Source organism: uncultured Eudoraea sp. (assembly GCF_947260015.1).
GTDB lineage: Bacteria > Bacteroidota > Bacteroidia > Flavobacteriales > Flavobacteriaceae > Eudoraea.
The window spans coordinates 1-24,873 of sequence record NZ_CAMYOM010000021.1 but is presented as its reverse complement, the minus strand read 5'-3'; the positions used below and the strand labels follow the sequence as shown (position 1 = coordinate 24,873).

The window sequence follows — 24,873 nt, the reverse complement described above, 5'->3', positions numbered from 1 at the left end:
TTGCCCCCCTATTTTGCTGAAAAGGGTAACTTCTTACAGAAGTTACCCTTTTCTCTTTTATATTTTTTTCTTCAGTCTTCCATCATCCCATTGTTATTATTAAATTTGCACTTCGCCATAATTGACATAAAACGATGTTTGATAATTTAAGTGATAAGCTGGATAAAGCATTACATGTCCTCAAAGGGCATGGCCAGATTACCGAAATTAATGTTGCTGAGACTACCAAAGAAGTAAGAAGGGCTCTCCTGGATGCCGATGTTAATTTTAAAATAGCCAAGGAATTTACGAATAGAGTAAAAGAAAAGGCCTTGGGTCAGAATGTTTTGACCAGCTTACAACCCGGGCAGTTGATGGTTAAAATTGTAAAGGATGAACTTACCCAATTAATGGGCGGGGATGCAGAAGGCATTGATCTTTCCGGTAATCCATCCGTAATACTTATGTCAGGTCTTCAGGGATCTGGTAAGACCACCTTTTCAGGCAAACTTGCGAATTATTTAAAGCAGAAAAAATCTAAAAACCCTTTATTAGTAGCCTGTGATGTTTACAGACCAGCGGCCATTGATCAGCTGCATATTGTAGGAGAACAGCTAGGAGTGGAGGTATTTTCAGATAAAGAAAATTCCGATCCGGTATCCCTTGCAAAGGCAGGATTGGCTCATGCTAAAAGTAATGGTTTCAATGTCGTAATTATTGATACCGCAGGCCGGCTGGCTGTTGATGAACAGATGATGACGGAAATAGCCAACATCCGCGATGCGGTAAATCCGCAGGAAACCCTCTTTGTGGTAGATTCCATGACAGGTCAGGATGCGGTGAATACGGCAAAGGCATTTAATGATGTTCTGAATTTTGACGGAGTTATTCTAACCAAGCTGGATGGGGACACACGTGGTGGTGCTGCAATTTCTATTAAATCTGTAGTTGATAAACCCATAAAATTTATTGGTACAGGTGAGAAGATGGATGCCATTGATGTCTTTCACCCGGCACGTATGGCCGATCGTATTCTGGGAATGGGCGATGTTATCTCCCTGGTGGAAAGGGCACAGGAACAATTTGATGAAGACGAGGCTCGTAAAATTCAGAAAAAGATTGCGAAGAATAAGTTCGGATTTGATGATTTCCTCAAACAGATACAGCAGATCAAGAAGATGGGGAGCATGAAGGACTTAATGGGGATGATACCCGGAGCCGGGAAGGCACTAAAGGGAATGGATATAGATGATGATGCATTTAAACATGTTGAAGCCATTATTCATTCTATGACACCCGATGAAAGGTCCAATCCTTCTAAACTGGATGCCGGTAGGAAAAAAAGAATAGCCAAAGGCAGCGGACGTAATATTCAGGAAGTAAATCAATTGCTAAAGCAGTTTGATCAAATGAGCAAAATGATGAAAATGATGCAAGGTGGTGGAGGCAAAAAAATGATGCAGATGATGCAGAATATGAAATAAGAGTTTTTAAACCAATAATTAGTTAATAAATGACCCTTCTCAACGGAAAAGAAATTGCAAATCAGATTAAAGATGAAATTGCCGCTGAGGTTGGTGAGATCAAATTACGTGGCGAAAAAGTTCCTCATTTGGCCGCGGTACTTGTTGGAAATGACGGAGCCAGTCTTACCTATGTGGGAAGCAAGGTACGCTCATGTAAACGCATAGGTTTTGAATCTACCCTTAAACACTTGCCTGAAGACACTTCAGAAGAAGAATTATTAAAACTGGTAAATGAACTCAATTCAGACCCGGAAATAGATGGTTATATAGTACAATTGCCTTTGCCTGAGCACATCGATGAACAAAAAGTCCTACTGGCCGTAGATCCGGATAAGGATGTAGATGGTTTCCATCCTGCAAATTTTGGTAAAATGGCCCTGGATATGGAATCTTTTATATCCGCTACCCCGTTTGGTATCATGGAATTATTAAGAAGGTATGAGGTAGATGTTGAAGGGAAACATGCTGTTGTTATCGGTCGCAGCCATATTGTGGGCAGGCCTATTAGTATATTACTTAGCCAGAAAGGCAAATTTGCCAATGCCACAGTAACCTTAGCGCATAGCAGGACTAAAGATATTAAAGCCTTAACCTTGCAGGCAGATATTATCGTTTCTGCCTTGGGAGTACCAGGTTTTCTAACGGGAGATATGGTACGTGACGGAGCTGTAATTATTGACGTTGGAATTACTAGGGTTCCCGATAAGAGCAAAGAGAGAGGTTATTACTTAGCAGGTGATGTTGATTTTGAGGCCGTTAGTAAAAAAGCATCTTATATTACACCCGTTCCAGGTGGGGTGGGCCCTATGACTATTGCAATGCTTTTGAAAAATACACTGCTGGCACGTAAAAGGCGTACTCAAAAAAAATAGCAAATAGCCATTCTAAACTGGCCGGAATAATTAGGTGAGAAATTTCATGATTTAAGGGAAATGAGTACCTTTTGTCGCAAATCCAACTTCTATGTTCAAACCAGTATTTTTTCTTAGTTTTCTAATTATTTGTTTGTCGGGATGTCAATTTGTTGAAGAAAAAACATCCGATATCACCATTAAAGTTTCATTCTCTGATAATATCAGTCCCAAGGCACAAGATGGTCGATTATTGCTTATGCTATCTGCAAACGATGAAGATGAACCGCGTTTCCAGATAAATAGTGGTCTTAACACACAGCTAATATTTGGTATGAATGTAGACGGAATGGCACCAAATGTTGAACAGACTTTTGATGCTTCAGACCATGGATTTCCATATGCCAGTTTAGCAGATTTACCGCCGGGCGAATATTGGGTGCAAGCTTTATTACATATCTATGAAACCTTTAAACTAAGCACCGGTCATACGGTAAAGTTACCTATGGATAATGGTGAAGGACAAAAATGGAACAGGTCTCCCGGTAATATATACAGCAAACCATTTAAAGTTACCATCCCGGAAAATGGTGATTTGGAAATAGCTGTCGTAATGGATCAGGTGATTCCGCCTATTGAAGAACCTGAAGATACAGAATGGATAAAACACATTAAGATGCGATCCGAAAAACTTTCAGAGTTTTGGGGAAGGGACATCTATTTAGGTGCTCATATCCTGCTTCCAAAGAGTTTTGATGAGCATCCGGAAGCAAAATATCCGCTAATGATATTCCATGGGCATTTCCCAAATGATTTTGGGGGATTCAGAACTGTTCCACCAGATCCTAAGCTTGAACCGGATTATGCAGAGCGCTTTAAGGTTTCAGGTTATAACATCATACAGCAACAAGAAGCCTACGATTTTTATAAAAGATGGAACGAACCGGATTTTCCGAGGTTCCTGATCATTGAAATACAACATCCTACTCCTTACTATGACGATTCATATGCCGTGAATTCTGCCAGTCAGGGTCCTTATGGCGACGCTATAACCCATGAGCTCATTCCGTATATTGAAAAAGAGTTTCGGGGCTTAGGCGAAGGCTGGTCTCGTTTTTTATACGGGGGCTCAACAGGAGGCTGGGAGGCACTGGCGGTTCAGGTTAAATACCCGGAAGAATATAATGGTTGTTTTGCTGCCTGTCCTGATCCTATTGATTTTAGTGCTTACGTCCTTACAAATATTTATGAAGATGAAAATGCGTATTACTACAAAAGTGATCATAAAATGCTGGAAGTGCCTGCGCATAGAGACTATTTAGGTCAGATTCAATCTACCGTACGTGACGAAAATCATCTGGAATTGGTTTTGGGAGATAATTCCCGCTCCGGTCAACAGTGGGATATTTGGGAAGCCACCTATTCTCCACAGGGAAAAGAGGGTTATCCTGAACGTATATGGGACAAAAAGACTGGAATTATAAATCCGGAAGTAGCAAGTTACTGGAAAGAGAATTATGACCTCCGCCACATTCTGGAAAGGGACTGGGATAAGCTGGGCGAGAAGTTAAAAGGTAAAATTAATATTTACTGCGGGGATATGGATAACTATTATTTAAACAACGCGGTTTATAAAATGGAAGAATTCCTTGAAAATACCTCCGATCCTTATTACGATGGAGAAGTTTTATATGGTGACCGGGCGGAACACTGCTGGAATGGAGACCCTGTAGAACCCAACCATATTTCCAGGCTGAGGTATAACAGCATGTATGTTCCTAAGATTATGAAACGAATCGCAGAAAGTGCTCCCCCCGGAGCTGATCTAAAAAGCTGGAGGTATAAATAGATTGAATTATCATGGATAAAAAGAAATTCACAAGCCAAATAGTGGCAGCCATTTTTTTCTACACTTTATTTTCCTGGATTCTTGGAAAAGACTATTCTATGGAAGCTATTTTTAGTGAATTAAAAGGAGGCGTGGTTTTTGGAGTAATCTACGCCATTGTCATGTGGTTATGGTACACGTATATAAAAAAGACTAAGTAAATTATGTTTATTTGGCAAATAACTGCCCCATATCTTTAAAAGCCTTGAACTCCAGGGCATTACCTGCCGGGTCTAAAAAGAACATAGTAGCTTGTTCTCCAACCTGGCCTTCAAAACGGATATAGGGTTCAATCACAAAAGATATTCCTTTAGCTTCTATTTCTTTGGAAAAAGTTTGGAAGGTATCCCATGGCAATACCACACCATAGTGAGGCACGGGAACATCTTTACCATCCACCGGATTGGAATGTAACTCTTCTTTAGCCTTTGGCTTGTAATGAATTACCAGTTGATGCCCAAAAAAATTAAAGTCAACCCAATGCTCGCTACTACGTCCCTCTTCGCATTTAAGTACATCTCTGTAAAAAGTTCGGCATTCATCCAGGTTATGAACAGGAATCGCGATGTGAAATGGTGAAATAGTTGGCATAGTAAGTAATTTATGCGCTAAAATTAGCCCTTTTCTTTGATTTCAAAAAATCTACAATTTGATTATTTACATCGTCCTGATGCATGGAATGACCTAAACCACGAGTGCTAATTAGTTTACTGTTTTTCCAATTAGCATGTACTTTTTCTGAGTTGTGAAAGGGAGTTATCGGATCTTCTATATCATGTACTAACAATCCTTCAATTTGAATCTTCTGTGCAAACTGAGAACTGGAAAAATCCCGGATTCCATACCCAAAATGCGCCTGAAAATAATCGTCCATGGCAGAAAGCACATTGTTGTTGAACCCTAACAGTTTTTGATAGTGGTCCATAAGTTCATATTGTTCGGATGGGGAGCCGATGGAGACGATCTTTTGAATGGAACTATGTGGATAAATGTATTGGTGATACAAGGCTGCCATACCTCCAACGGAATGCCCAATTATAAAAGCCGGTTTATAATGTTTAACGATATGTTGCGCACATTCCGCATATAACGGGACATTAAAAATTCCCCCGGATGAATTTCCGTGGGCAGGTGCATCAAACGCAACTACAGCAAAATTTGCGTCACTCAGAAAACTTATCAGCTTACGCCAGCGAAATGAATTACTCTCCCAACCGTGAAGTAATAAAACGGTTTCTTTAGTTCCTGCCCAGGAATAAGTTTGTATTTGTTTACCACCCACTTCAATCATTATATCCTCAGCTTTTTTTAAAAAGGAAGCTTGAATGGGAAGCACTTTGCCTTTTCGGGGTGAACTAAACAGGGTAACTGCCTTTTCTCCAACCAGTTTTTTTGAGAACAGAGCAATGATATTAAAATAGGCCCCATATGCCCGGGCAAGAATACGATTTACTATTTTTTTCATTTATTATCAAATTTACCGGATGAGTGCAAAAATATAGCGATACCGGTATAGACAAAAGAGCTAAATCCCAATAATTACAGGTGTAAAGATGATAGATTTATAAATAGGAGTTATTCTACGACCTGGTTCCATATGTCCAAATACATTTTCCAATCCTCGTTCACCTTTTTCCAAACAACGACATATTTACCTTTCCAATCTACCTTATTCCCATTTGCGGTTTGGGTACTACCGTTGTAGTACCCATAGTCATAGGCGTAGTTTCCAAGAATATTTATTTCTTCCGGAAGTATTTCATGATGGATAATTTTTGATCCTTCAGCCAATATCCATCTTTGTCTTATAGCATTCATTCCTTCTATAATTGATGAATTATTCGGAAAAATCTTGGCATCAGAAGCATAAACCTCCATGAGATTATCATAATCTGCATTTATATAAGCTTTAGAAAATTGTCTGGCTGCCTCCTTAATTTTGCCTTTATCTTCTGCACTTTGCATGGAGAATTCTCGTTTGCACGTAATTTTCCATGTTGGATAGGATAAAGTCTCATCTTTGTTAACCCATTCACCTAGCCAGTTAAAGCCATTTTCAGAAATATCATAAAAAGTTATTTTGTAATATCCATCCATTCCATTAGGCGCACTTTGCTCTCTGTAAAGGATAATTCTGCCATCTTTATTTTTTTTTCCATTCCATGCCGGCAGTATTGTGGAGGGAGACCCGGAACTGTAATAATGTACATACCAGCGGGTGCTGTCTTGTATATATTGACGAATGCTTCCAGCGTGTTTTCCGTCTTCCTTAAGAGTTTCATCCTGGACAGCCATGCCATTCATAATATACTTAAAACGCCATTTCATTGTTACTGGTTCAGACCACGATTTATCAGCCTTACGTGAAACAGATTCGCAATTACAGCTACCTATTAAAGGAGCAAAATCCAATATTTCTGGGGGTGCTTTTGGATTGGGAAGACCGTAAGGGTTTTGGCTTGTTGGTTCGTATTCATATTGACCAAAAACGATTATAGAAAAAAACATAAAAATAAGGCTAAAGGAATATTTTACCATGATGTGGTTGTTTTTACATTAATTTAATGAAAAAAGGAAGTTTTAATAGTAAGTCTTATGAAATAATTAACAGGGGTTAAAATCGAAAAAACCTTAATATTAATCCCATCCAACCATCAGGTATTTGATTTTGGCATCATCGGGGATTTGCACCTCTTCAATATTAATACTGGTATCATACCGCAGACTTGCCGGTAATTCTTCTTTATCTATTGTAAAATACACATCACTTCTCTCAATAAATATAATTACGTTATTTAAGGAGGTTACTATTTTCTTTATGACGAATTTATCTTTTATTTGCTTAAACGTACTTTGGAGCCCAATTCCGTTTTCTGTTTTAAATCTGGGGTCCAGTACACGTACTATCCCAATTTTTGGAATACTATCCCTGTTTGGAGTTAAGGTTAACATATGCTGTCCGCCTTTTTCATAGATTTGAATAGTATTAGAATTAGATATAAAGGCGGGCGCTGAAGTATCCTTAACTATTGAATCATTGCTATAAATACTTTCAAGTTCGCTCACAGGACTGGTTCGCATTAGTTTTCCAACTTGCGTATTGTTAATCAAAAAGTCCGGATCCCTTTCATTTTTACAATTTATTAAGATCAGTACTATTACTAAAACAGATGTAAGTTGAAGTTTTTTCATATTTTACTATCGCATAACTTTTTTTAATACTCCCAGAACCCCACGAATAAACGTTGCACTGGTTAAAACTTTTATAACAGGATTTTGACGTGTACTTCTCCGTGTTGTAGTTCTTCTTTTAGATGTTCTTCGGGTTTGAACTTCTTGTTCTGCCTCTTTCTCTGCTTCTTTTTCTGCCTTTTCTATTTTTTCATTTAAAATCTCGTAGGCACTTTCCCTATCAATAGTCTTATTGTATTTACTTACCAGTTTTGAATTATTAATTACGGAATCTAATTCACTATCAGTTAAAACATCCATTCGGCTCATAGGGGCACGCAGCATTGTGGCAGCAAGTGGGGTTGGCCTTCCTTTTTCATCTAATACGGTAATAAGTGCCTCCCCGATACCCAGTGAAGTTAGTACCTCTTTGGTGTCATAATACTCTGAGACAGGATAGTTCTCCGCGGTTAGTTTAATGGCCTTGCGATCTCTGGCTGTAAAGGCTCTCAGGGCATGTTGTACTTTCAGACCCAATTGTGCGAGCACCGCATTGGGCACGTCTGTTGGATTCTGTGTAACAAAATAAAGCCCAATACCTTTGGAACGAATTAGTTTTACGATACTTTCTATCTGGTCCAATAAGGCATCTGAAGCTTCTTTAAAAATTAAATGAGCCTCGTCTATAAAGAAAATCAGCTCGGGTCTGTCACTATCTCCCTGCTCGGGAAATGTGGAATATATTTCCGCTAATAAACTCAGCATAAATGTGCTGAATAATTTAGGTCTGTCCTGTATATCTGTTAAACGAACGATATTTATATAACCTCTTCCATTTTCATCAATACGTGTAAGGTCTTCCACGTCAAAGGATTTCTCACCAAAAAACAAATCGGCTCCCTGTTGTTCTAATTCTATAATTTTCCTTAGAATAGTTCCTGTTGAGCTTGTTGAAATTCTTCCATATTCCTTTGCGAACTCTTTTTTGCCAGTTCCCGTAGCGTACTGTAATACCTTTTTGAAGTCCTTCAAGTCTAACAAAGGAAGTTTATTATCATCACAATATTTAAAAATAACGGCTACAATTCCTTCCTGTGTTTCTGATAAATCCAGGATACGGGAAAGTAAAATGGGTCCAAATTCTGAAACAGTCGCACGGAGTTTTACGCCATCTTGTTCTGAAAGGGAAAGAATTTCAACAGGAAAGCTTTTCGGTTCAAAAGGCAATCCAATCTTCTCATGTCTTTCATCAATTTTGGGATGTCCGGGGCTGGGTTGGGCTATCCCGCTGAGGTCACCCTTTAAATCCATTAATAGTACCGGTATTCCCTTATCAGATAAGTTTTCCGCAATTATTTGAAGTGTTTTGGTTTTACCAGTTCCGGTGGCACCAGCTATTAGCCCATGTCTGTTCAGGGTCTTTAAGGGAACTTTTACATAGGCCCCCGTAACTGTTTCTCCTTCTAACATTGCCGCACCCATTGTTATAAAATCACCCTTAGTTGTATACCCTTTTTCTATATGCGCATAGAATTCTTCTTTGGTACTCATTTGGTCTATTTTTTATAAAAATAGGGTAATTTTAATCAACAATAAAACCAAAATCCAATGAAAACATATTTACAATTATTTACTATTCTTTCATTAATTTGTTGTTCAACGCTGAGTTCGCAGGAAGATTCAGTTATTACTTTTCATCAATCCCATGAAGAGAAGAAAAGAAGTGCACCCTTTAGTGATGCAGTGGAAGCCGGAAATCTTTTTTTCCTTTCCGGTCAAATAGGGATGGACCATTCTACCAGAACTATGGTTGTGCCCGGAATTAAAACAGAAACGGAACAGGCCATTACGAATATACAGGCAGTACTGGAGCATCATGGACTAACTTTAAACAATGTTGTGAAATGCACGGTGATATTGAGTACTATGGATGATTTCTCAGCTTTTAATGAAGTTTATTCCAGGTATTTTACAAAGAAACCTGCACGTACAACTTTTGCTGCCGGCGCCCTGGCAAGAAATGCGAAGGTCGAGATCGATGTAATAGCTGTAAAAAATTGATTTTATTCAGGAAATTACATTGATAATACCATCTTCTATATGTTATCTTTGCGGGATGATTGATAAGGAGGTTTTAGAATTGGTGAACCAGGGTGTAATGCTCCCGCTCATGGAAGAATTCTATACTATTCAGGGAGAGGGCTTTCACAAAGGTACGGCCGCATATTTTATCAGGGTTGGAGGTTGTGATGTTGGTTGTCATTGGTGTGATGTAAAAGAAAGCTGGAATGCCGAAATCCATCCTCCAACAGCTATTGAGAGTATTGTGGAGCATGCCGCCAACTATTCAGATACCATAGTTGTAACCGGCGGGGAACCCTTAATGTGGGATATGGGGCCTTTAACGGAAGCCCTAAAAAAGAAGGAACTCAATACCCATATAGAAACCTCAGGAGCTTACACTTTGACGGGCACATGGGATTGGATATGTTTATCGCCTAAAAAAAACAAGCTGCCTGTAGATCCCATTTACGAACAGGCTCACGAGTTAAAAGTAATTGTCTATAACAGGAATGATCTGGTTTTTGCAGAAGAGCAGGCAAAAAAGGTTGGCAAAAACTGTATTTTGTATTTGCAACCGGAGTGGAGTGTTAGGGATAAGGTTACTCCTATGATTGTAGATTATGTAATGAAAAACCCTAAATGGAAAGTATCCTTACAAACCCATAAATATCTGAATATTCCATAAGTTTTAAGCATTCCGCTGATGGTAATTGCCATTATTCCGGCTTATAAAACGGGATAATAAAAGAAATCTATATTAGGTTGAAAGGATTATCTTCCTCCGTTATTTTGAAGATCAAGGATACACTCAGGATCTAAAGTGGGAACTGCGACACCTTTGGAAGTTTTACTTTTTTCTAAAACGCCCATCATACCTCCGCCAAATTGCAATTCAGCTCGCATTAGACATCCGGCCACATCGCAATGATTTTCAGCATCCGGGTCCTCATGATTATTCACCATTTCGGATCCCAGATCAACCAAACCAAAAAGATGTCCAAATTCATGGTTAAGCGTAGACGTTTCCACATCAGAAATTGTAATGAGGGAACTCTGATTTGCGAGTTGGCGCACCACGCTTTCATGTATGACCATTGAGGTGTTTCTATATACTGCTCCAAGAGTCACAATACCTTCGTCTTCATCATCGGAATCTGAGGGTGCATCAGTAAAATAAATATAAATGGCCAGTGTTTCTCCATCATTATATTCTGTTCTGTTTTCGCTTTCAAGATCGCCAATCTCCTGTAATGTCAGGGTTTCTTCATTTGGTGAAGGCAATTGCCGGTATACCACCTGAATGTCTTCTTTAAAAGTTCGATCCCTGAGATAGGTTTCAAAATTATTCATGGTCTCCATTGTAGGCCTGAAACCATCAACATAAGCAGCTTCTATTAATAAAGTTGTGAACGTGGTATTGGAGAGAATATCACCGGCAGAAGCTCCGGTGGCCAATAAGTTGGCAGATTTATCAATGCCGCCATTCTGGTTATCGTCACTGTCTTTTGAACAATTTAAAAATAAACCAATGGTTAGTAATAGTATTAGTATTCGAAATTTTTTCATAGCATCTTTAATTTTCTTTCAGGACCAAATTTACATATAAAATACAACGTGAATTTCAGGTTTCTATTATGGCTGTACTCTTAGCCTGGCTAAATAATCGTAATGTGTGCCTTCACAAACAAGCTCACAGCTTAAATTTTGTTCCTCAGCAAGCTGTTTAAGTCTGTTATAGTCTACATACAACCAATTAAAAGGAGGGCTTTTTAACCCTTTATACTCCATTGTAAATTCCACTTCACCATAATATTTCCCATTATTCGGGATCCAGTAACCACCATCATCATCTACTTCAAACATATAAATGATATCACTGGAATCCACCAATATCTGCCCTCCGCGATTCAACAATCCTTCTAAATGACTTAATAAACGATGTACCTCAATTAACTGTCCTGCTATTCCTATTCCATTCATTAACAGCAAAATAGTATCAAATTTCATACCAGAATAATCGTAGATATTTGAGTAAATTATATTGTTTACACCCCTTGACCTGGCTGTGAATACGGCCCCTTCAGATTCATCAAGGCCGGTAACTTCAACACCTTTATTTTGCAAATAGAGACTGTGGCTGCCGGCCCCGCAACCCACATCCAATACAGTTCCCCGGCAGAGATCTAAAGCTTTTTGTTCTATTAAAGGCATAGCATCATAATCCCGGAATAAATAGGGCAGAGGAAGTATGTCTTTCTCGTTCAATGAGGAGTAAGTTGTAATATCTTCAGAATAATTTCCATTTTGAAAATCAATCAGAGCCATGCCAAAAATATCCCTGCTCATTTAATTAGTAATTTTACCTGCAAAAGTCAACTTTTTGAATGGAAAGTAAAAACAGCCAACTATTAAATAAATTGAATTTATAGATCCGGATGAAAGAACAACTTAAAAACTTACCCATAAGGGCAAAAGAAAAGCATACAGAAAACAAAAAGTTCTTTTCGAAACTCAAAAAGAGGCCTCCACACAATCTGGACTATATCATGCAGGAATTGCATCAGGCAGAGTTTAAAAAAACAAATTGCCTGGATTGTGCTAATTGTTGCAAGACTACCGGGCCACTTTTTACAAATGCAGATATTGTTCGAATATCCAAAAGTCTTAAGCAAAAACCACAAAAATTCATAGATACTTATTTAAGAATTGATGAAGACAATGATTTTGTGCTTAAGCAGGTTCCTTGTGCTTTTCTTGGAGAGGATAACTATTGTTCAATATATGATGTCAGACCCAAAGCCTGTCAGGAGTTTCCCCATACGGATCGCAAAAAATTTCAACAAATTACAAATCTTACACTGAAGAATGTAGCCATATGTCCGGCTGCGTATAACATTGTTGAAGACATGAAACGGAGAATTAAGACTTAGGCAAAGACCAAAATAGTTCGTTATACAAAACTGCACTCCCGAAAAAAATTAATCTGAAAATAAGTAACTTTACGTTTATGGAGGTTATATTAAACTATTTTGAAAACATACCGTCTTCACACAGGAGCCTTATTCTGGTCCTGGGAATAACCTTTTTTTGGCTTCTTGAAGGGGCACTGCCGCTTTTTAATTTCAAGTATAAAAAATGGAGGCATGCCCTGCCTAATTTCTTCTTTACACTTACCACAATTGTTATCAATTTTGCACTGGCTTTTGTACTATTGCAATCCAGCGATTGGGTCACGGCAAATAAATTCGGTATTATAAATTGGTTGCCTGAAATTCCTCTATGGCTCTATGTTATTTTAGGCGTTCTGCTGCTCGATTTTTTTGGAGCCTATTTATCACATTATGTGGAACATAAGGTAAAACCCCTGTGGATGATTCATTTGGTTCATCATACAGATCATGAAGTAGATACAACCACAGCCAACAGGCATCACCCACTGGAGAGTCTTATCCGCTTTACATTCACATTAGTGGGAGTATTTATAGTGGGTACACCCATAGGTATAGTAATGCTCTATCAATCTTTGTCTCTTGTTGCTACACAATTTAGCCATGCTAATATCCGCTTGCCAAAAAAAGTGGACGATATTCTAAGTTGGGTGATCGTATCTCCTGACATGCACAAAGTGCATCACCATCATAGGTTACCTTATACCGATTCCAATTATGGAAATATCTTCTCTGTCTGGGATCACTTCTTCGGGACTTTTATGAAATTAGACCGCAGCAACATTGTGTATGGCGTGGATACTTTTCCTGACAAAAAGGAAAATGGAAGTGTAATCGGCCTGTTAAAACAACCTTTTCATAAGTACAGAAGGCCAACCACTACGCCGGCAAATAAGTAGGGATTATTTGTAAAGGAGATATTTTCTGCGTATTTGTTTGAATTTATCCAGGTCACTCTGCCAGCTGTTTTTTATCTCTTTTTCGCTTAACCCTGCCTCAATTTGTTGCTGAAGTTTTTCGGTGCCGGCGTGTTTGGTAAATCCACCATTGCAAAGATACTTCGCTCATTCCGGGCCACGCAGAGAGATCCTTACCAAAGCATTTTTCCCCTGTGTGCTTCGGGTTTTTGGAACCAAAATTGGGTTTTGGAACATAGCTGAAATTGTAGGCGGTGCTGTCCAGAAAAGGAGCTCCATATCTTTGAAATTGACTTTCTGTGCCACGGCCGGCATTAATATTGGTCCCTTCAAACAACCCCAGACTGGGATAAAGGTTAATTGCTGCCTGGTTTGGAAGATTGGGCGAAGGTCTTACAGGAATACTATAAATGGACTTATGCGTATAATTTATGAGCGGTATTACCGTTAAATCGGCTTTGATTTCTTTTTCGAGCCACCCTTCATTATTTATCATTTGGGCATATTCTCCTATAGTCATACCATAGACCAGCGGAATAGGGGTAAGTCCCAGAAATCCCTTATGTGCAATTTCCATTGTTGGCCCATCAACATAATGACCATTGGGATTGGGACGATCAAGGACCAGAACAGGAATACCTTTTTCTGCACAGGCTTCCATTACTAGTTGCATGGTGGCTATGTATGTGTAAAATCTAACGCCCACGTCTTGAATATCAAATACCACAATATCCAGTTTGTCTAATTGGGATGAAGTGGGTTTTCTGTTTTTACCGTAAAGTGAGATAATGGGTAGTCCGGTTTTGGTATCTATACCATCTTTTACATGTTCTCCGGCATCTGCCATTCCGCGAAATCCGTGCTCCGGAGCGAATACTTTTTTTATTTCAATATCCAGTGATAATAAGGAATCTACCAGGTGTGTGAAGGTCTCATTCTCTCTCTTTTCTGAGCCGTAATTCTTAAAAATAAGACTGGTCTGATTGGCAACTACGCCCACCTTTTTTTTTCGCAGGTAAGGGAGGTATTCTTCGGTAGAATTGGCACCAACTATAATAACTGAATCTGATAGTTTTTTAGTATCTGTTAATTCCAAAGCTGCCGAATCCCTATCTTTTTTTACGGGGTTTCCACAGGCTGTTAGTATCAAAAGCCACAATAAAAATGTATTTTTGAACCTGGATAAAAAAGCCATCTATTGAATTTAGAATTTTTTATAGCAAAACGCCTTATTAAGGGTAAGGAGCATAAAATTAGTATATCCGCGCCAATAATAAAAATTGCCATTGCTGCAATTGCACTAGGGATCATAATGATGCTTATTGCTATTGCCACCGGGGTAGGATTAAAATATAAGATCAGGGAGAAGGTTGCTGCCTTCAATGGCCATATTCAAATCTATAATTACGATAATAATGTTTCAGATGTTTCCGTGGTTCCGGTATCTGTGAATCAGGAATTTTATCCGGAATTTACATCTGTGGAAGGAATTTCACATATCCAGGCGGTTGCCAGTAAGGCAGGGATCATAAGGACCGAGGATACATTTGAAGGAATTATTGCCAAAGGAGTTGGGAAAGATTATAACTGGGAAGTATTTAGTGAATATTTACAGGAAGGGCGCCTGCCGGACTTTAAGGGAGAACTAAACACCGAGGTGCTGATGTCATCTTTTATGGCAAGAAGGCTTCAATTGAAAGTAGGCGATGAATTCTTTACATTCTTTTTAAAAGATGAGGACCCATCCAAAACTCCTAATCAAAGAAAATTTAAGATTGCAGGAATTTATGATAGCGGATTTGAAGAGTTTGATGCCAAGTATGTTTTTACAGATATCCGTCACATTCAAAGGGTTAACAAATGGCAGGAAGATCAGGTAGGTAACTTTGAAATTTTCCTCATCAACTTTGAAGATATTGACACTAAAACTAAAGAAATATACGGTAAAACACTTAGTGATCTGGATACCCAAAATATAAAGAATAAGTATTACAAAATTTTTGAATGGATTGGCTTATTCGATTTTAATATCGCCCTTATCATAGGTATAATGATTATTGTTGGCGGGATAAATATGATCACTGCTCTTTTGGTATTAATCCTGGAAAGAACACAGATGATAGGAATTCTTAAGGCTCTGGGCTCATCTAATTGGAGTATTCGTAAAGTTTTTTTATATAACGCTACTTATCTGATAACTATTGGTTTGCTCTGGGGCAACCTGATCGGACTTGGGATTATCTGGTTTCAGGGGACATATCGGATTTTCAAATTTCCAAATCCCAAAGAGTATTATATAGACTATATTCCGGTGCATATAGATTTTCCAACAGTTTTAATTTTAAATCTTGGCGTACTAATATTATGTCTCCTGATGCTTTTAATACCGTCTTATATTATTACAAAAATCACCCCTGTAAAAGCTATTAAATTTGAATAATAAAGACAGTTTTTTGCTTTCCTGTAACGCAAGGTTGTATCTATGAACTAACTTAAAATTATCTGAATCACAACCTTTACTGAGGGGAAATGCTGAAATCTACTTCTTGAAAATACTATCTTTGCACTGCTTATGAAATACGCCAATAATATCCTGGAAACCATTGGAAATACACCATTGGTTAAAATAAATAAATTAACCGCAGAATTACCATGCCTGGTTTTGGCTAAGTATGAAACATTTAATCCCGGAAACTCCGTAAAAGACCGGATGGCGGTTCAAATGGTTGAGGATGCAGAAGCTGAAGGGAAATTAAAGCCCGGAGGAACCATAATTGAAGGAACTTCCGGTAATACGGGAATGGGGTTGGCCCTTGTTGCGGTTGTAAAAGGGTATAAAATGATCTGTGTGATCAGCGATAAACAATCCAAAGAAAAAGTAGATATTCTTAGAGCAATGGGTAGCGAAGTATATGTATGTCCCACAGATGTTGCACCCGAAGACCCTCAAAGTTATTATTCTACCGCCAGAAGATTATCAGAAGAGATTCCTAATTCCTGGTATGTAAACCAATACGATAATCCGTCCAATACGAAAGCCCACTTTTTGACTACGGGGCCCGAGATCTGGGATCAGACTAAGGGTAAAATAACCCATTTTGTGGTAGGTGTGGGCACCGGAGGTACAATTTCCGGAGTGGGAACTTTTTTAAAGTCAAAAAACCCGAATATTAAAATTTGGGGTGTGGATACTTATGGCTCAGTATTTAAAAAATATCACGAAACAGGCATATTTGATCAAAATGAGATATACCCTTATATAACTGAAGGTATCGGAGAAGACATTTTACCAAAAAACGTGAATTTTGAGATCATAGATGGTTTTACCAAAGTGACAGATAAAGATGCCGCTGTCTATACACAGCGGCTGGCAAAAGAAGAAGGGATGTTTCTTGGTAATTCTGCAGGTGCTGCGATTAAAGGTGTTCTCCAGCTAAAGGAAAAATTTAATAAGCACGATGTAGTGGTGGTTCTTTTTCACGATCATGGTAGCAGATACGTGGGTAAGATTTATAATGATGACTGGATGAAAGAACAGGGCTTTTTAGACGAATGATTTTAATTTGACTTTATATATGAATTTTAAAAGATTAATGAGCGTACTGGTAGTTCTCTTTTTTTGTGTTCAATTACCCGCCCAGAAGCTTTCAAAAGTTGAAAGAAAATTGGTTAAAACGGTTGAAGCCAATAATCCTGAAGCTATAGATTTTTTGGAAAATGTTGTCAATATTAACAGCGGAACTTTAAATGCAAAAGGTGTAAGGGAAGTAGGGATGGTTTTTAAGAATGCCTTTGAAAATTTAGATTTTAATTCGCAATGGATTGAGATGCCGGAAGAAATGAATAGGGCCGGTCACTTCTTTGCAGAAACAGAAGGTACAAAGGGTAAAAAACTATTGCTGATTGGTCATTTGGATACCGTTTTTGAAGAAAACAGCCCTTTTCAGGAATTTACGCGAGTCAATGACAGTATTGCGCATGCGCCCGGTGGCAATGACATGAAAGGTGGTGATGTTATTGTTCTTTATGCTTTAAAAGCGTTGCGCGCTAATGGATTGCTGAATGATGCTCAGATTATAGTTGCATATACAGGTGATGAAGAAAGTACGGGTAAACCTCTCGATATAAGCAGAAAAGATTTGATTGAGGCGGCAAAGCGGAGCGATATTGCTCTCGGATTTGAGACTTCTACGGGCTTCAATTATGCTACAGTAGCAAGGAGAGGGTCTTCCGGATGGGAATTAGAGGTTGAAGGAAAACGCGCCCATAGCTCGGGTATATTTAATGAGCGGGTTGGTGCGGGAGCCATTTTTGAAATGTCAAGAATATTAAATGCATTTTATGAAGAAGTTCGTGGAGCGGAATACCTGACTTTTAACCCCGGGATACTCATGGGAGGTACTTTTGTTGATTATGATGCGTCTACCGGCAAGGGAGAGGTCTTCGGGAAAAGTAATGTTGTCTCCCAAACCGCCATGGTAAAAGGAGGATTGCGTTTTATTTCTGAAGAACAAAAGGAAGATGCGAGAAATAAGATGAGGGAAATTGTGGCAAACAACCTGCCTAATACATCGGCAACAATAAATTTTACCGATAGTTATCCGGCAATGGTACCTACTGAGGGAAATAACAGGCTCTTGGCAGAGCTAAATCAGGTAAGCCTGGACCTCGGTCAGGGTGAAGTAATAGGCTATGATCCGGGTAAAAGGGGAGCGGCAGACACTTCTTTTGTGGCCAAATATGTCGATTGTCTTGATGGCTTAGGTACTATGGGAAGCGGAGCACATACGCCTGAAGAGACTGTAAATTTGAACACTATTGAAGAGCTTACAAAGAGAACGGCAGTACTTATTTATAGATTGATCAATCAATAGCATATGATAAATCTTGGTTCAGGAAACGCAAAAGTCCTAATAGAGGAAGGTGAATTAGTAAGTTACCGGCTAAACGACTTTGAATATATTCATCAAAAGGGGGGTGCGGGTTGGCGCAACTCGGATACTGAAATGTTTCCTGTAATCGGACCAACGGCTGAAGCCGGATTCCGGGTGCATGTACCAAAAGGAAATGCCATTCAGGATCAGCACGGATTATTGCGCGAACTGGATTACGAGCTTCTCTCGGGTACAGAAACAACAGCTCAATACGTAAAATCTTATAAGGCAGGGACTGTTATCAATAATTCCAAATTTCCTGATAAATCTACTGCCCGCTTACTTATCTGGCCCTTTAATTTTGAATTTTACAAGAGTTTTAAACTCTCTGAAAAAAGTCTGGAGATAAGCTTCAGGGTTTCAGGAGAAAAAGATATGCCCTTTATGCTGGGGTATCATCCTGCGTTTAAACTATATACTGATAATCCCACTGTTATTGTGGAAGATCAGACAATTTCACTGGATTCTGTTCTTGCAGCCGGGAGCAGAGCTCTTGAAGTGGCGGATTGCCAAAGTATTATATTGAAAGATCAAAAAAAGTTAAGCATAAAAACTGAAGGCTTCAACCATTTTATGTTGTGGACGGAGGTGCCAAATATGATATGTATTGAACCGATAACCTTCTACCCCTATGCAGTAGATCAAATGCAGCTGCATGATGGTTTTGAATATTTAACAGATGAAGACAGGAATTTTAAAGTCACTTTAATTCCATAATTTAATAAGCTGTTAAAAAAAATAAGAATTTGTATTAATCCAAATAATCTAAAAATGCGAGTACTGTTGGAACGTCATTACGGTTATCTTTTTGAACCGGAACTCTTGGATGAGATAGAAGCTACAGGAAAATGTAAACAAATAAAACAAGGGGAACGATTAATGGATATTGGCCAGGACATAACTGCAATGCCCTTGATTTTTAGTGGAGCAATAAAGATTCTCAGAGAAGACGATCAGGGCGATGAATTGCTTCTTTATTTTATTGAAAAAGGAGATACCTGTGCTATGACATTTTCCTGTTGCCTGGGGACCGGTAAAAGTGAGATAAGAGCAATTGCGGAGTCAGATTCAGAGTTGTTGATGATTCCTATAGAAAAAATGGATGAATGGATGGTGAAATACCAAAGCTGGAGAGAATTTATTTTGGATAGTTACCACACCAGAATGTCAGAATTACTGGAAACGATAGATACTTTGGCATTTATGAAAATGGATGAGCGTATAATGAAGTATCTTCAAGACAGGGCAATGGTTACCAATAATGATGTTATATATTCGACACATCAGGATGTGGCCCAGGATTTACATACCTCAAGGGTAGTAGTGTCAAGGCTTTTAAAAAGTTTGGAGAAACAAGGTAAAATAGAGTTAAGCAGAAACCATATAAAGGTTATTGAATTATAGAGTAATGCGAAAATTTTTCCCAATTCTACAAACGCTGCAAAACTATAAAAGGAAAGAGCTTCCAAAAGATATCCTCGCTGGTTTTAGTGTAGCGATAGTGCTTGTTCCACAAGGAATGGCATATGCCATGATAGCCGGTCTCCCCCCGGTATACGGCTTGTATGCCTCCTTAATGCCTGTGCTTATGTATGCGCTGTTAGGTACATCAAGATCGCTTGCAATTGGGCCGGTAGCCATGGATTCTTTGCTTGTCGCCGCAGGTTTGGGTACCCTGGCAATCGTGGGATTGGAGAACTACATTGCTCTTGCTATTTTACTCGCCTTTATGGTGGGTGTCATTCAATTTGTTTTAGGCATTTTTAAAATGGGGTATCTGGTTACCTTTTTAGCCAAACCGGTAATCAGCGGATTTACATCTGCGGCTGCCGTGATTATAATTTTTAGTCAGTTAAAGCACTTACTTGGCGTCGATATAGAAGGGAGTAATCAGTTTCACCGAATTTTTCTAAATGCCATTCAAAAAATTCCGGAGACCAATTTTTATGATCTGGCTATAGGTTTAGTCGGTATTATACTGCTTATTGGTTTTAAAAAATGGAGCAGACATATTCCGGGGATTCTTATCATCGTTGTTCTTGGAATATTAGGAGTATATTTTTTAAATATGGAATCGCTGGGCATTGAGATTGTTGGTACAATTCCTAAAGGATTGCCCGGATTTGTTTTACCGGCTATTGAAATGGATAATTTAAGACAACTATGGCCAATTGCATTAACACTGGCTCTGATCGGATATCTTGAAGCTATTTCAATTGGTAAAGGTATTGAAGAGAAAAATGAAGAAGACCTGATTGATGCCAATCAGGAATTAGTGGCATTAGGTTCTGCAAATATTTTAGGTTCCTTTTTTCAGTCCTATCCTGTTGCAGCAAGCTTTTCCAGGTCTGCGATAAATGATGAATCCGGATCAAAAAGTACACTCTCCGGATTGTTTACTGTACTTCTGGTTTTGGTAACGCTCATGTTTCTTACTCCTCTTTTTTATTATTTACCAAATGCAATTCTGGCAAGTATTATTATGGTATCTGTCTTTGGTTTGATCGATTTAGAATATGCAAAACGCTTGTGGATCTATAGAAAAGATGAATTTATTGTTTTGATACTCACGTTTTTGATAACCCTGTTTATCGGAATTACCCAGGGCATTCTAACGGGGGTCCTGCTCTCTCTATTGTTGATGGTTTACAGAACTTCCAAGCCTCATTTCGCAGTTTTAAGTAAAATAAAAGATTCAGACTATTATAAAAATATTTCACGCTTTGAAGATGAAGTTATCATGCGGGATGATCTGCTCATTGTGCGTTTTGACTCCCAATTATACTTTGGGAATTCAGATTATTTTAAAAATCAGCTTTATAAGTATATGGACCTTAAAGGGGATAATTTAAAAGGAGTAATATTAAATGCTGAAGCTATTAATTATATAGATTCTACGGCAACCCGAATGCTGATAAAGGTTATTAAAAAAATCAGGAATGATGGAATTCAGTTCTATATTGCCGGTGCTATAGGTCCGACCAGGGATATAATTTTCAGGAGTGGGATAAGTAAGGTGCTACCCAGAAAATTCCTGTTTGTTAAGATAAAGGAGGCAGTCGCTTACTTTGACAATCCGGAGAACGCGTCCGTCAGCCACGAAAGAGTGGCTTATCAGCGGAATAAAACGGGTAACTAATGTTACTCATTTTAAAGCAAGAAGCAGTATTTTTGAAAAAAATTAAGAACTAAAGCTATGATCATAGAGCAGATTTATACCGGATGCCTTGCTCAGGGAGCGTATTATATTGAAAGCAACGGCGAGGTTGCCATCATTGATCCCTTACGCGAAGTGATTCCTTATATAGACAGGGCGAAAAAGAATAAGGCTGAAATAAAATATATTTTTGAAACCCATTTTCATGCCGATTTCGTAAGCGGGCATGTTACATTAGCCAGGGAAACGGGTGCGCCTATTGTTTTTGGCCCTAACGCAAATCCTTCTTTTGAGGCAATCATTGCTAAAGATGGTCAGGAATTTCCACTTGGGAATATTACTATCAAAGTATTACATACCCCCGGACATACTATGGAAAGCACCACGTATCTGTTGCGTGACAAGGCAGGGAAAGACACTGCGATTTTTTCAGGAGACACTTTGTTTTTGGGTGATGTGGGAAGACCAGATCTTGCCCAGAAAGCGGCGGATATGACCAAAGAAGATCTTGCCGGACTTCTGTTTGATAGTTTAAGAAGTAAAATTATGCCTCTGGCAGATGATGTTATTGTTTATCCGGCTCATGGCGCCGGTTCAGCTTGCGGTAAGAACATGATGAAAGAAACAGTGGATACCCTGGGGAACCAAAAACAAATGAATTATGCGCTGAGGGCAAACATGACAAGGGAGGAATTTATAAATGAAGTTACCGATGGCCTGCTTCCACCACCTAAGTATTTCCCTTTAAATGTTAAAATGAATAAGGAAGGATATGAAGATATAGGTGATGTGCTAAAACGCGGTATGGCAGCACTTTCACCTGATGCTTTTGAATTGGCGGCTAATGAAACAGCTGCCCTGATATTGGATGTGCGCAACCAGGATGAATTTGTAAAAGGACATATACCAAGATCCATTTTTATTGGTTTGAACGGGGATTTTGCACCCTGGGTAGGTGCTTTGATTGCCGATGTTAAACAACCCATATTATTGGTGACGCCGAAAGGAAAGGAAGAGGAAGCAGTAACACGCTTGTCGAGGGTAGGTTTTGATAACACCTTAGGAGTCTTAAAGGGTGGTTTTGAAGCCTGGGAAAAAGAAGGCAAAGATACAGACAAGATCATCGCATTATCTGCCGAAGAAGCCAAAGAGATATTAAAAGGCAAGCATTTGCCCATTTTTGATGTTCGGAAGGAAAGCGAATATAAAGCAGAACATCTGGTTGATGCAAATAACACCCCATTGGATCTGTTAAACGATCATTTGGCTGAATTACCCAGGGATGAAACTTTTTACATTCATTGTGCCGGAGGTTACAGGTCCGTTATTGCCGCCTCTATCCTTAAAGGCAGAGGGATACACAATTTGGTTGACATAACCGGCGGTATTGCTGAGTTAAAAAAGGCCGGTATGGAGGTAACCAATTATATCTGCCCCACTACGCAGTAGTATGATTTATATCATGGTTTGTGTTAAGCACGCATCTTACTTTTAAAGATGGAATTCTAAGGTGAAAGAACTTTTTTGCCTTTTAAAAGGTGGAATTATGAAACGAAACATGGGAAAAATCGATAAGATTGTGCGCTCTGCCGTTGCCGTTATTATTGCATTATTGGTATACTACGAGCTGGTGCAGGGGATGCTTTCTTATGTTTTATTGGCGGTTGCCGCCGTTTTTGTATTGACCAGCCTAACAGGCGATAAACCTTAAATTTTGAATTAAAAAACTTAATTCTAGAATTAAAAAATAAAGTTTTCTGTGATATGAATTTAATAAGTATTCCTTTGGTTGATTGGAGTAACGGTATAGTAATGATTGCCGTTTTTGCATTTGTTGTGATTGCAATGATTGCCATTTTGGTTAGTCTTATGAATAGCGGTAAAAGGAAATAGAATTATTGACTTTTTAAGTACTTCCGACCAGATTTTTCGTATTGTTTCATCAGATCCTATTTGTTGATAGGAAAGAAGGCCTTTTATCTCCATTTCAGTACTATTTCCCTTCTATTTTTTTCATTTTCCTTAAAAGTTAATAGATTTAACACTTTAATAAGCAACTCTTGATATATTCAATATCTTATTGTTACTTTTAGCTACCTGTGATGTTAAAAAATTTTGTTGAAAGGATTGGAGCCATTAATGTATTATTGCTATTAGTGGTTCTATCTATTATCGTAGTTTCGGAATATATGTTTCTATCAGGAAACAAACTAGAAGCCATTTTCGTTGCCTTTTGGGCACCAACAATTTTAGGCTTTATGAATTACTTAAAGTATAGAAAATGACGGATTTTATCTTCATATATTCCGTTGTTGTTGCCATTATCTTTTTGATATGGTTAGTTTTTGTAGTCCGGATGTACAATGAAATGGATAAATATAAATAGATTCACTACCACAGCTGCTTTCCTATGAAGTAGGTCTTCACACTTTTTGCACAGATTTAAGGATGCCCGAAGAAAAATCGAGTATTGAGTTCGGGTTTTTTAGCCTGTACGTTTGGATAAGCCGGGTTGTTTCCAGATTGTTTTTTTGAGGAATAAGAAAAGCCATAATATCTTCAATGGAATTAATTGAAACACTTTTTGGAACAAATCCGTAACCAGAATAAACTGCCTCCTGCACAATCACCACTGCATCTTCATCAATGGTTCTTCCCTTGTCCTTTATGATATAAGTCTGTTTAGCCGACAATATATTTTCAATTGCAGCCTGCACCCTTTTATTATAAGACGCAGCAGATTCTTTACCCCGGCAAATACCTTTACAGTTAGCTACCCTGAAATGTGAGCAAGTAGCTACATTTTCCTGTAAATGACAATATTTGGGGCATAAATTATAGTCGATACACATTTGCTCAATAAAAAGGCGGCAATCTGTGGTGTTGTAAAAAGTAATTAAGGATCGTGGGACCTGACTTAATTTGTTAAATGCAAGGTGCATTATCCCTTGCCGGTCTTCATAGGAGAATACCCCGTAAGGAACCACATTTCTTTTTTGCGCCCTGTTGTATAAGGGGTAATGATGTTTTATAGCTACAGATTCCATTAAAAGTGCAAGCAGTTCATTACCTGATAGCTCAAAATCTATATTTGAAGTCTCTCTGCACATCTGCACTTCTTTGGTAGACTTATCGTAAAAGTGGCTTAGGACCCTTTTCTTTATGTTTTTAGCTTTACCTACATAAATAATCTCCCCTTTACTGTTTTTAAAGTAGTAAACCCCCGGTTTTGAAGGTAGCCTTTCATATACTTCCCTGTTAAGTGAAGGCGGTAAGGTAGCTTCCTGAGAACGTGCATTTAAGAATGAAGTAAAAACAGTCCCGGAATTGTCTGTTTCAAGAAGTTTTCTGAACAAATGTACAGTTGCATACGCATCGCCCCTTGCCCTGTGCCTGTCAGTAATAGGTATATTCAGGGAAGAACACAGTTTACCAAGA

25 protein-coding genes and 1 pseudogene are annotated in these 24,873 nt (G+C 38.5%); 17 read left to right on the top strand and 9 right to left on the bottom strand.

What is annotated here, in order from left to right; translation table 11 throughout:
* The first annotated feature begins 134 nt into the window (after positions 1-134).
* From ffh to Q0X66_RS10145, 4 genes are all read left to right on the top strand, one after another.
* Complete coding sequence (ffh, locus tag Q0X66_RS10160) at positions 135-1,463, top strand: signal recognition particle protein (protein ID WP_297705967.1); 1,329 nt, start codon at positions 135-137, stop codon at positions 1,461-1,463.
* 29 nt (positions 1,464-1,492) lie between these two features.
* A complete protein-coding gene (gene folD / locus Q0X66_RS10155) occupies positions 1,493-2,377 on the top strand; it encodes a bifunctional methylenetetrahydrofolate dehydrogenase/methenyltetrahydrofolate cyclohydrolase FolD (RefSeq protein WP_297705965.1) in 885 nt (294 codons plus the stop codon).
* A 91-nt stretch (positions 2,378-2,468) separates the two neighbouring features.
* Positions 2,469-4,205: an alpha/beta hydrolase-fold protein gene (locus Q0X66_RS10150; protein WP_297705963.1), complete on the top strand. Its 1,737-nt coding sequence runs from the start codon at positions 2,469-2,471 to the stop codon at positions 4,203-4,205.
* Positions 4,206-4,216: 11 nt separating this feature from the next.
* A complete protein-coding gene (locus tag Q0X66_RS10145) occupies positions 4,217-4,405 on the top strand; it encodes a hypothetical protein (RefSeq protein ID WP_297705961.1) in 189 nt (62 codons plus the stop codon).
* Between the two features lie 7 nt (positions 4,406-4,412).
* Here Q0X66_RS10145 and Q0X66_RS10140 read toward each other — a convergent pair whose 3' ends face one another.
* From Q0X66_RS10140 to Q0X66_RS10120, 5 genes are all read right to left on the bottom strand, one after another.
* Positions 4,413-4,835, bottom strand: coding sequence for a VOC family protein (locus tag Q0X66_RS10140; protein WP_297705959.1), 423 nt, complete (start codon positions 4,833-4,835; stop codon positions 4,413-4,415).
* A 10-nt stretch (positions 4,836-4,845) separates the two neighbouring features.
* Complete coding sequence (locus tag Q0X66_RS10135) at positions 4,846-5,709, bottom strand: alpha/beta hydrolase (RefSeq protein WP_297705957.1); 864 nt, start codon at positions 5,707-5,709, stop codon at positions 4,846-4,848.
* 110 nt (positions 5,710-5,819) lie between these two features.
* Positions 5,820-6,782, bottom strand: a complete 963-nt coding sequence (locus Q0X66_RS10130; protein ID WP_297705955.1) for a DUF4440 domain-containing protein — start codon at positions 6,780-6,782, stop codon at positions 5,820-5,822.
* Between the two features lie 99 nt (positions 6,783-6,881).
* Positions 6,882-7,436: a hypothetical protein gene (locus Q0X66_RS10125; RefSeq protein WP_297705953.1), complete on the bottom strand. Its 555-nt coding sequence runs from the start codon at positions 7,434-7,436 to the stop codon at positions 6,882-6,884.
* Positions 7,437-7,442: 6 nt separating this feature from the next.
* Positions 7,443-8,966, bottom strand: coding sequence for a helicase HerA-like domain-containing protein (locus Q0X66_RS10120; protein WP_297705951.1), 1,524 nt, complete (start codon positions 8,964-8,966; stop codon positions 7,443-7,445).
* A gap of 57 nt (positions 8,967-9,023) precedes the next feature.
* Here Q0X66_RS10120 and Q0X66_RS10115 point away from each other — a divergent pair, with 57 nt between their 5' ends.
* Both Q0X66_RS10115 and Q0X66_RS10110 read left to right on the top strand, forming a co-directional pair.
* On the top strand, positions 9,024-9,476 hold the full coding sequence (locus Q0X66_RS10115) for a Rid family detoxifying hydrolase (RefSeq protein WP_297705949.1): 453 nt from the start codon (positions 9,024-9,026) through the stop codon (positions 9,474-9,476).
* Positions 9,477-9,531: 55 nt separating this feature from the next.
* Positions 9,532-10,164, top strand: a complete 633-nt coding sequence (locus tag Q0X66_RS10110) for a 7-carboxy-7-deazaguanine synthase QueE (RefSeq protein ID WP_297705947.1) — start codon at positions 9,532-9,534, stop codon at positions 10,162-10,164.
* A gap of 86 nt (positions 10,165-10,250) precedes the next feature.
* On the opposite strand, the gene Q0X66_RS10105 is transcribed toward Q0X66_RS10110, so the two are convergent.
* Both Q0X66_RS10105 and Q0X66_RS10100 read right to left on the bottom strand, forming a co-directional pair.
* Positions 10,251-11,045 (bottom strand): hypothetical protein, encoded by a 795-nt coding sequence (locus tag Q0X66_RS10105; RefSeq protein ID WP_297705945.1) that lies wholly within the window; start codon positions 11,043-11,045, stop codon positions 10,251-10,253.
* Between the two features lie 66 nt (positions 11,046-11,111).
* Positions 11,112-11,825, bottom strand: coding sequence for a methyltransferase domain-containing protein (locus Q0X66_RS10100; protein ID WP_297705943.1), 714 nt, complete (start codon positions 11,823-11,825; stop codon positions 11,112-11,114).
* 89 nt (positions 11,826-11,914) lie between these two features.
* Between Q0X66_RS10100 and Q0X66_RS10095 the strand changes: the two genes are divergently transcribed.
* Together Q0X66_RS10095 and Q0X66_RS10090 are read left to right on the top strand one after the other, a co-directional pair.
* On the top strand, positions 11,915-12,409 hold the full coding sequence (locus Q0X66_RS10095; RefSeq protein WP_297705941.1) for a YkgJ family cysteine cluster protein: 495 nt from the start codon (positions 11,915-11,917) through the stop codon (positions 12,407-12,409).
* A gap of 77 nt (positions 12,410-12,486) precedes the next feature.
* Positions 12,487-13,326, top strand: coding sequence for a sterol desaturase family protein (locus Q0X66_RS10090; protein WP_297705939.1), 840 nt, complete (start codon positions 12,487-12,489; stop codon positions 13,324-13,326).
* Positions 13,327-13,329: 3 nt separating this feature from the next.
* Here Q0X66_RS10090 and Q0X66_RS10085 read toward each other — a convergent pair.
* Positions 13,330-14,539, bottom strand: a pseudogene (locus tag Q0X66_RS10085) (DUF1343 domain-containing protein).
* A 3-nt stretch (positions 14,540-14,542) separates the two neighbouring features.
* On the opposite strand from Q0X66_RS10085, the gene Q0X66_RS10080 reads away from it, so the two are divergent.
* The 9 genes from Q0X66_RS10080 to Q0X66_RS10040 all read left to right on the top strand — a co-directional run bounded on the left by Q0X66_RS10080 (position 14,543) and on the right by Q0X66_RS10040 (position 23,328).
* Positions 14,543-15,784, top strand: coding sequence for an FtsX-like permease family protein (locus Q0X66_RS10080; RefSeq protein WP_297705937.1), 1,242 nt, complete (start codon positions 14,543-14,545; stop codon positions 15,782-15,784).
* Positions 15,785-15,916: 132 nt separating this feature from the next.
* On the top strand, positions 15,917-16,900 hold the full coding sequence (locus Q0X66_RS10075) for a PLP-dependent cysteine synthase family protein (protein ID WP_297705935.1): 984 nt from the start codon (positions 15,917-15,919) through the stop codon (positions 16,898-16,900).
* Positions 16,901-16,919: 19 nt separating this feature from the next.
* Complete coding sequence (locus Q0X66_RS10070; RefSeq protein WP_297705933.1) at positions 16,920-18,218, top strand: M20/M25/M40 family metallo-hydrolase; 1,299 nt, start codon at positions 16,920-16,922, stop codon at positions 18,216-18,218.
* 3 nt (positions 18,219-18,221) lie between these two features.
* Positions 18,222-18,995 (top strand): aldose 1-epimerase, encoded by a 774-nt coding sequence (locus tag Q0X66_RS10065; protein WP_297705931.1) that lies wholly within the window; start codon positions 18,222-18,224, stop codon positions 18,993-18,995.
* Positions 18,996-19,049: 54 nt separating this feature from the next.
* Entirely contained in the window at positions 19,050-19,682 is a 633-nt protein-coding gene (locus tag Q0X66_RS10060; protein WP_297705929.1) for a Crp/Fnr family transcriptional regulator, read from the top strand.
* 4 nt (positions 19,683-19,686) lie between these two features.
* Positions 19,687-21,417, top strand: coding sequence for a SulP family inorganic anion transporter (sulP, locus tag Q0X66_RS10055; RefSeq protein WP_297705927.1), 1,731 nt, complete (start codon positions 19,687-19,689; stop codon positions 21,415-21,417).
* Between the two features lie 57 nt (positions 21,418-21,474).
* The gene (locus tag Q0X66_RS10050; RefSeq protein ID WP_297705925.1) at positions 21,475-22,884 is read left to right on the top strand and encodes an MBL fold metallo-hydrolase; all 1,410 of its coding nucleotides are present in this window, start codon (positions 21,475-21,477) and stop codon (positions 22,882-22,884) included.
* A gap of 97 nt (positions 22,885-22,981) precedes the next feature.
* Positions 22,982-23,146: a DUF2892 domain-containing protein gene (locus Q0X66_RS10045; protein ID WP_297705923.1), complete on the top strand. Its 165-nt coding sequence runs from the start codon at positions 22,982-22,984 to the stop codon at positions 23,144-23,146.
* Between the two features lie 53 nt (positions 23,147-23,199).
* Positions 23,200-23,328: a hypothetical protein gene (locus tag Q0X66_RS10040; protein WP_297705921.1), complete on the top strand. Its 129-nt coding sequence runs from the start codon at positions 23,200-23,202 to the stop codon at positions 23,326-23,328.
* Positions 23,329-23,858: 530 nt separating this feature from the next.
* Here Q0X66_RS10040 and Q0X66_RS10035 read toward each other — a convergent pair.
* The coding region (locus Q0X66_RS10035; protein WP_297705919.1) for a GIY-YIG nuclease family protein at positions 23,859-24,873 on the bottom strand (1,015 nt) is incomplete at its 5' end.

Bases quoted from the DNA above. Each gene is read 5' to 3' on its own strand.
- Q0X66_RS10130 (WP_297705955.1), bottom strand. From the start codon at position 6,782: ATGGTAAAATATTCCTTTAGCCTTATTTTTATGTTTTTTTCTATAATC.
- Q0X66_RS10140 (WP_297705959.1), bottom strand. From the start codon at position 4,835: ATGCCAACTATTTCACCATTTCACATCGCGATTCCTGTTCATAACCTG.
- Q0X66_RS10120 (WP_297705951.1), bottom strand. From the start codon at position 8,966: ATGAGTACCAAAGAAGAATTCTATGCGCATATAGAAAAAGGGTATACA.
- Q0X66_RS10050 (WP_297705925.1), top strand. From the start codon at position 21,475: ATGATCATAGAGCAGATTTATACCGGATGCCTTGCTCAGGGAGCGTAT.
- folD (WP_297705965.1), top strand. From the start codon at position 1,493: ATGACCCTTCTCAACGGAAAAGAAATTGCAAATCAGATTAAAGATGAA.
- sulP (WP_297705927.1), top strand. From the start codon at position 19,687: ATGCGAAAATTTTTCCCAATTCTACAAACGCTGCAAAACTATAAAAGG.
- Q0X66_RS10045 (WP_297705923.1), top strand. From the start codon at position 22,982: ATGAAACGAAACATGGGAAAAATCGATAAGATTGTGCGCTCTGCCGTT.
- Q0X66_RS10150 (WP_297705963.1), top strand. From the start codon at position 2,469: ATGTTCAAACCAGTATTTTTTCTTAGTTTTCTAATTATTTGTTTGTCG.
- Q0X66_RS10090 (WP_297705939.1), top strand. From the start codon at position 12,487: ATGGAGGTTATATTAAACTATTTTGAAAACATACCGTCTTCACACAGG.
- Q0X66_RS10075 (WP_297705935.1), top strand. From the start codon at position 15,917: ATGAAATACGCCAATAATATCCTGGAAACCATTGGAAATACACCATTG.
- Q0X66_RS10105 (WP_297705945.1), bottom strand. From the start codon at position 11,045: ATGAAAAAATTTCGAATACTAATACTATTACTAACCATTGGTTTATTT.
- Q0X66_RS10060 (WP_297705929.1), top strand. From the start codon at position 19,050: ATGCGAGTACTGTTGGAACGTCATTACGGTTATCTTTTTGAACCGGAA.
- Q0X66_RS10040 (WP_297705921.1), top strand. From the start codon at position 23,200: ATGAATTTAATAAGTATTCCTTTGGTTGATTGGAGTAACGGTATAGTA.
- Q0X66_RS10065 (WP_297705931.1), top strand. From the start codon at position 18,222: ATGATAAATCTTGGTTCAGGAAACGCAAAAGTCCTAATAGAGGAAGGT.
- Q0X66_RS10110 (WP_297705947.1), top strand. From the start codon at position 9,532: ATGATTGATAAGGAGGTTTTAGAATTGGTGAACCAGGGTGTAATGCTC.
- ffh (WP_297705967.1), top strand. From the start codon at position 135: ATGTTTGATAATTTAAGTGATAAGCTGGATAAAGCATTACATGTCCTC.
- Q0X66_RS10125 (WP_297705953.1), bottom strand. From the start codon at position 7,436: ATGAAAAAACTTCAACTTACATCTGTTTTAGTAATAGTACTGATCTTA.
- Q0X66_RS10095 (WP_297705941.1), top strand. From the start codon at position 11,915: ATGAAAGAACAACTTAAAAACTTACCCATAAGGGCAAAAGAAAAGCAT.
- Q0X66_RS10070 (WP_297705933.1), top strand. From the start codon at position 16,920: ATGAATTTTAAAAGATTAATGAGCGTACTGGTAGTTCTCTTTTTTTGT.
- Q0X66_RS10135 (WP_297705957.1), bottom strand. From the start codon at position 5,709: ATGAAAAAAATAGTAAATCGTATTCTTGCCCGGGCATATGGGGCCTAT.
- Q0X66_RS10115 (WP_297705949.1), top strand. From the start codon at position 9,024: ATGAAAACATATTTACAATTATTTACTATTCTTTCATTAATTTGTTGT.
- Q0X66_RS10145 (WP_297705961.1), top strand. From the start codon at position 4,217: ATGGATAAAAAGAAATTCACAAGCCAAATAGTGGCAGCCATTTTTTTC.
- Q0X66_RS10100 (WP_297705943.1), bottom strand. From the start codon at position 11,825: ATGAGCAGGGATATTTTTGGCATGGCTCTGATTGATTTTCAAAATGGA.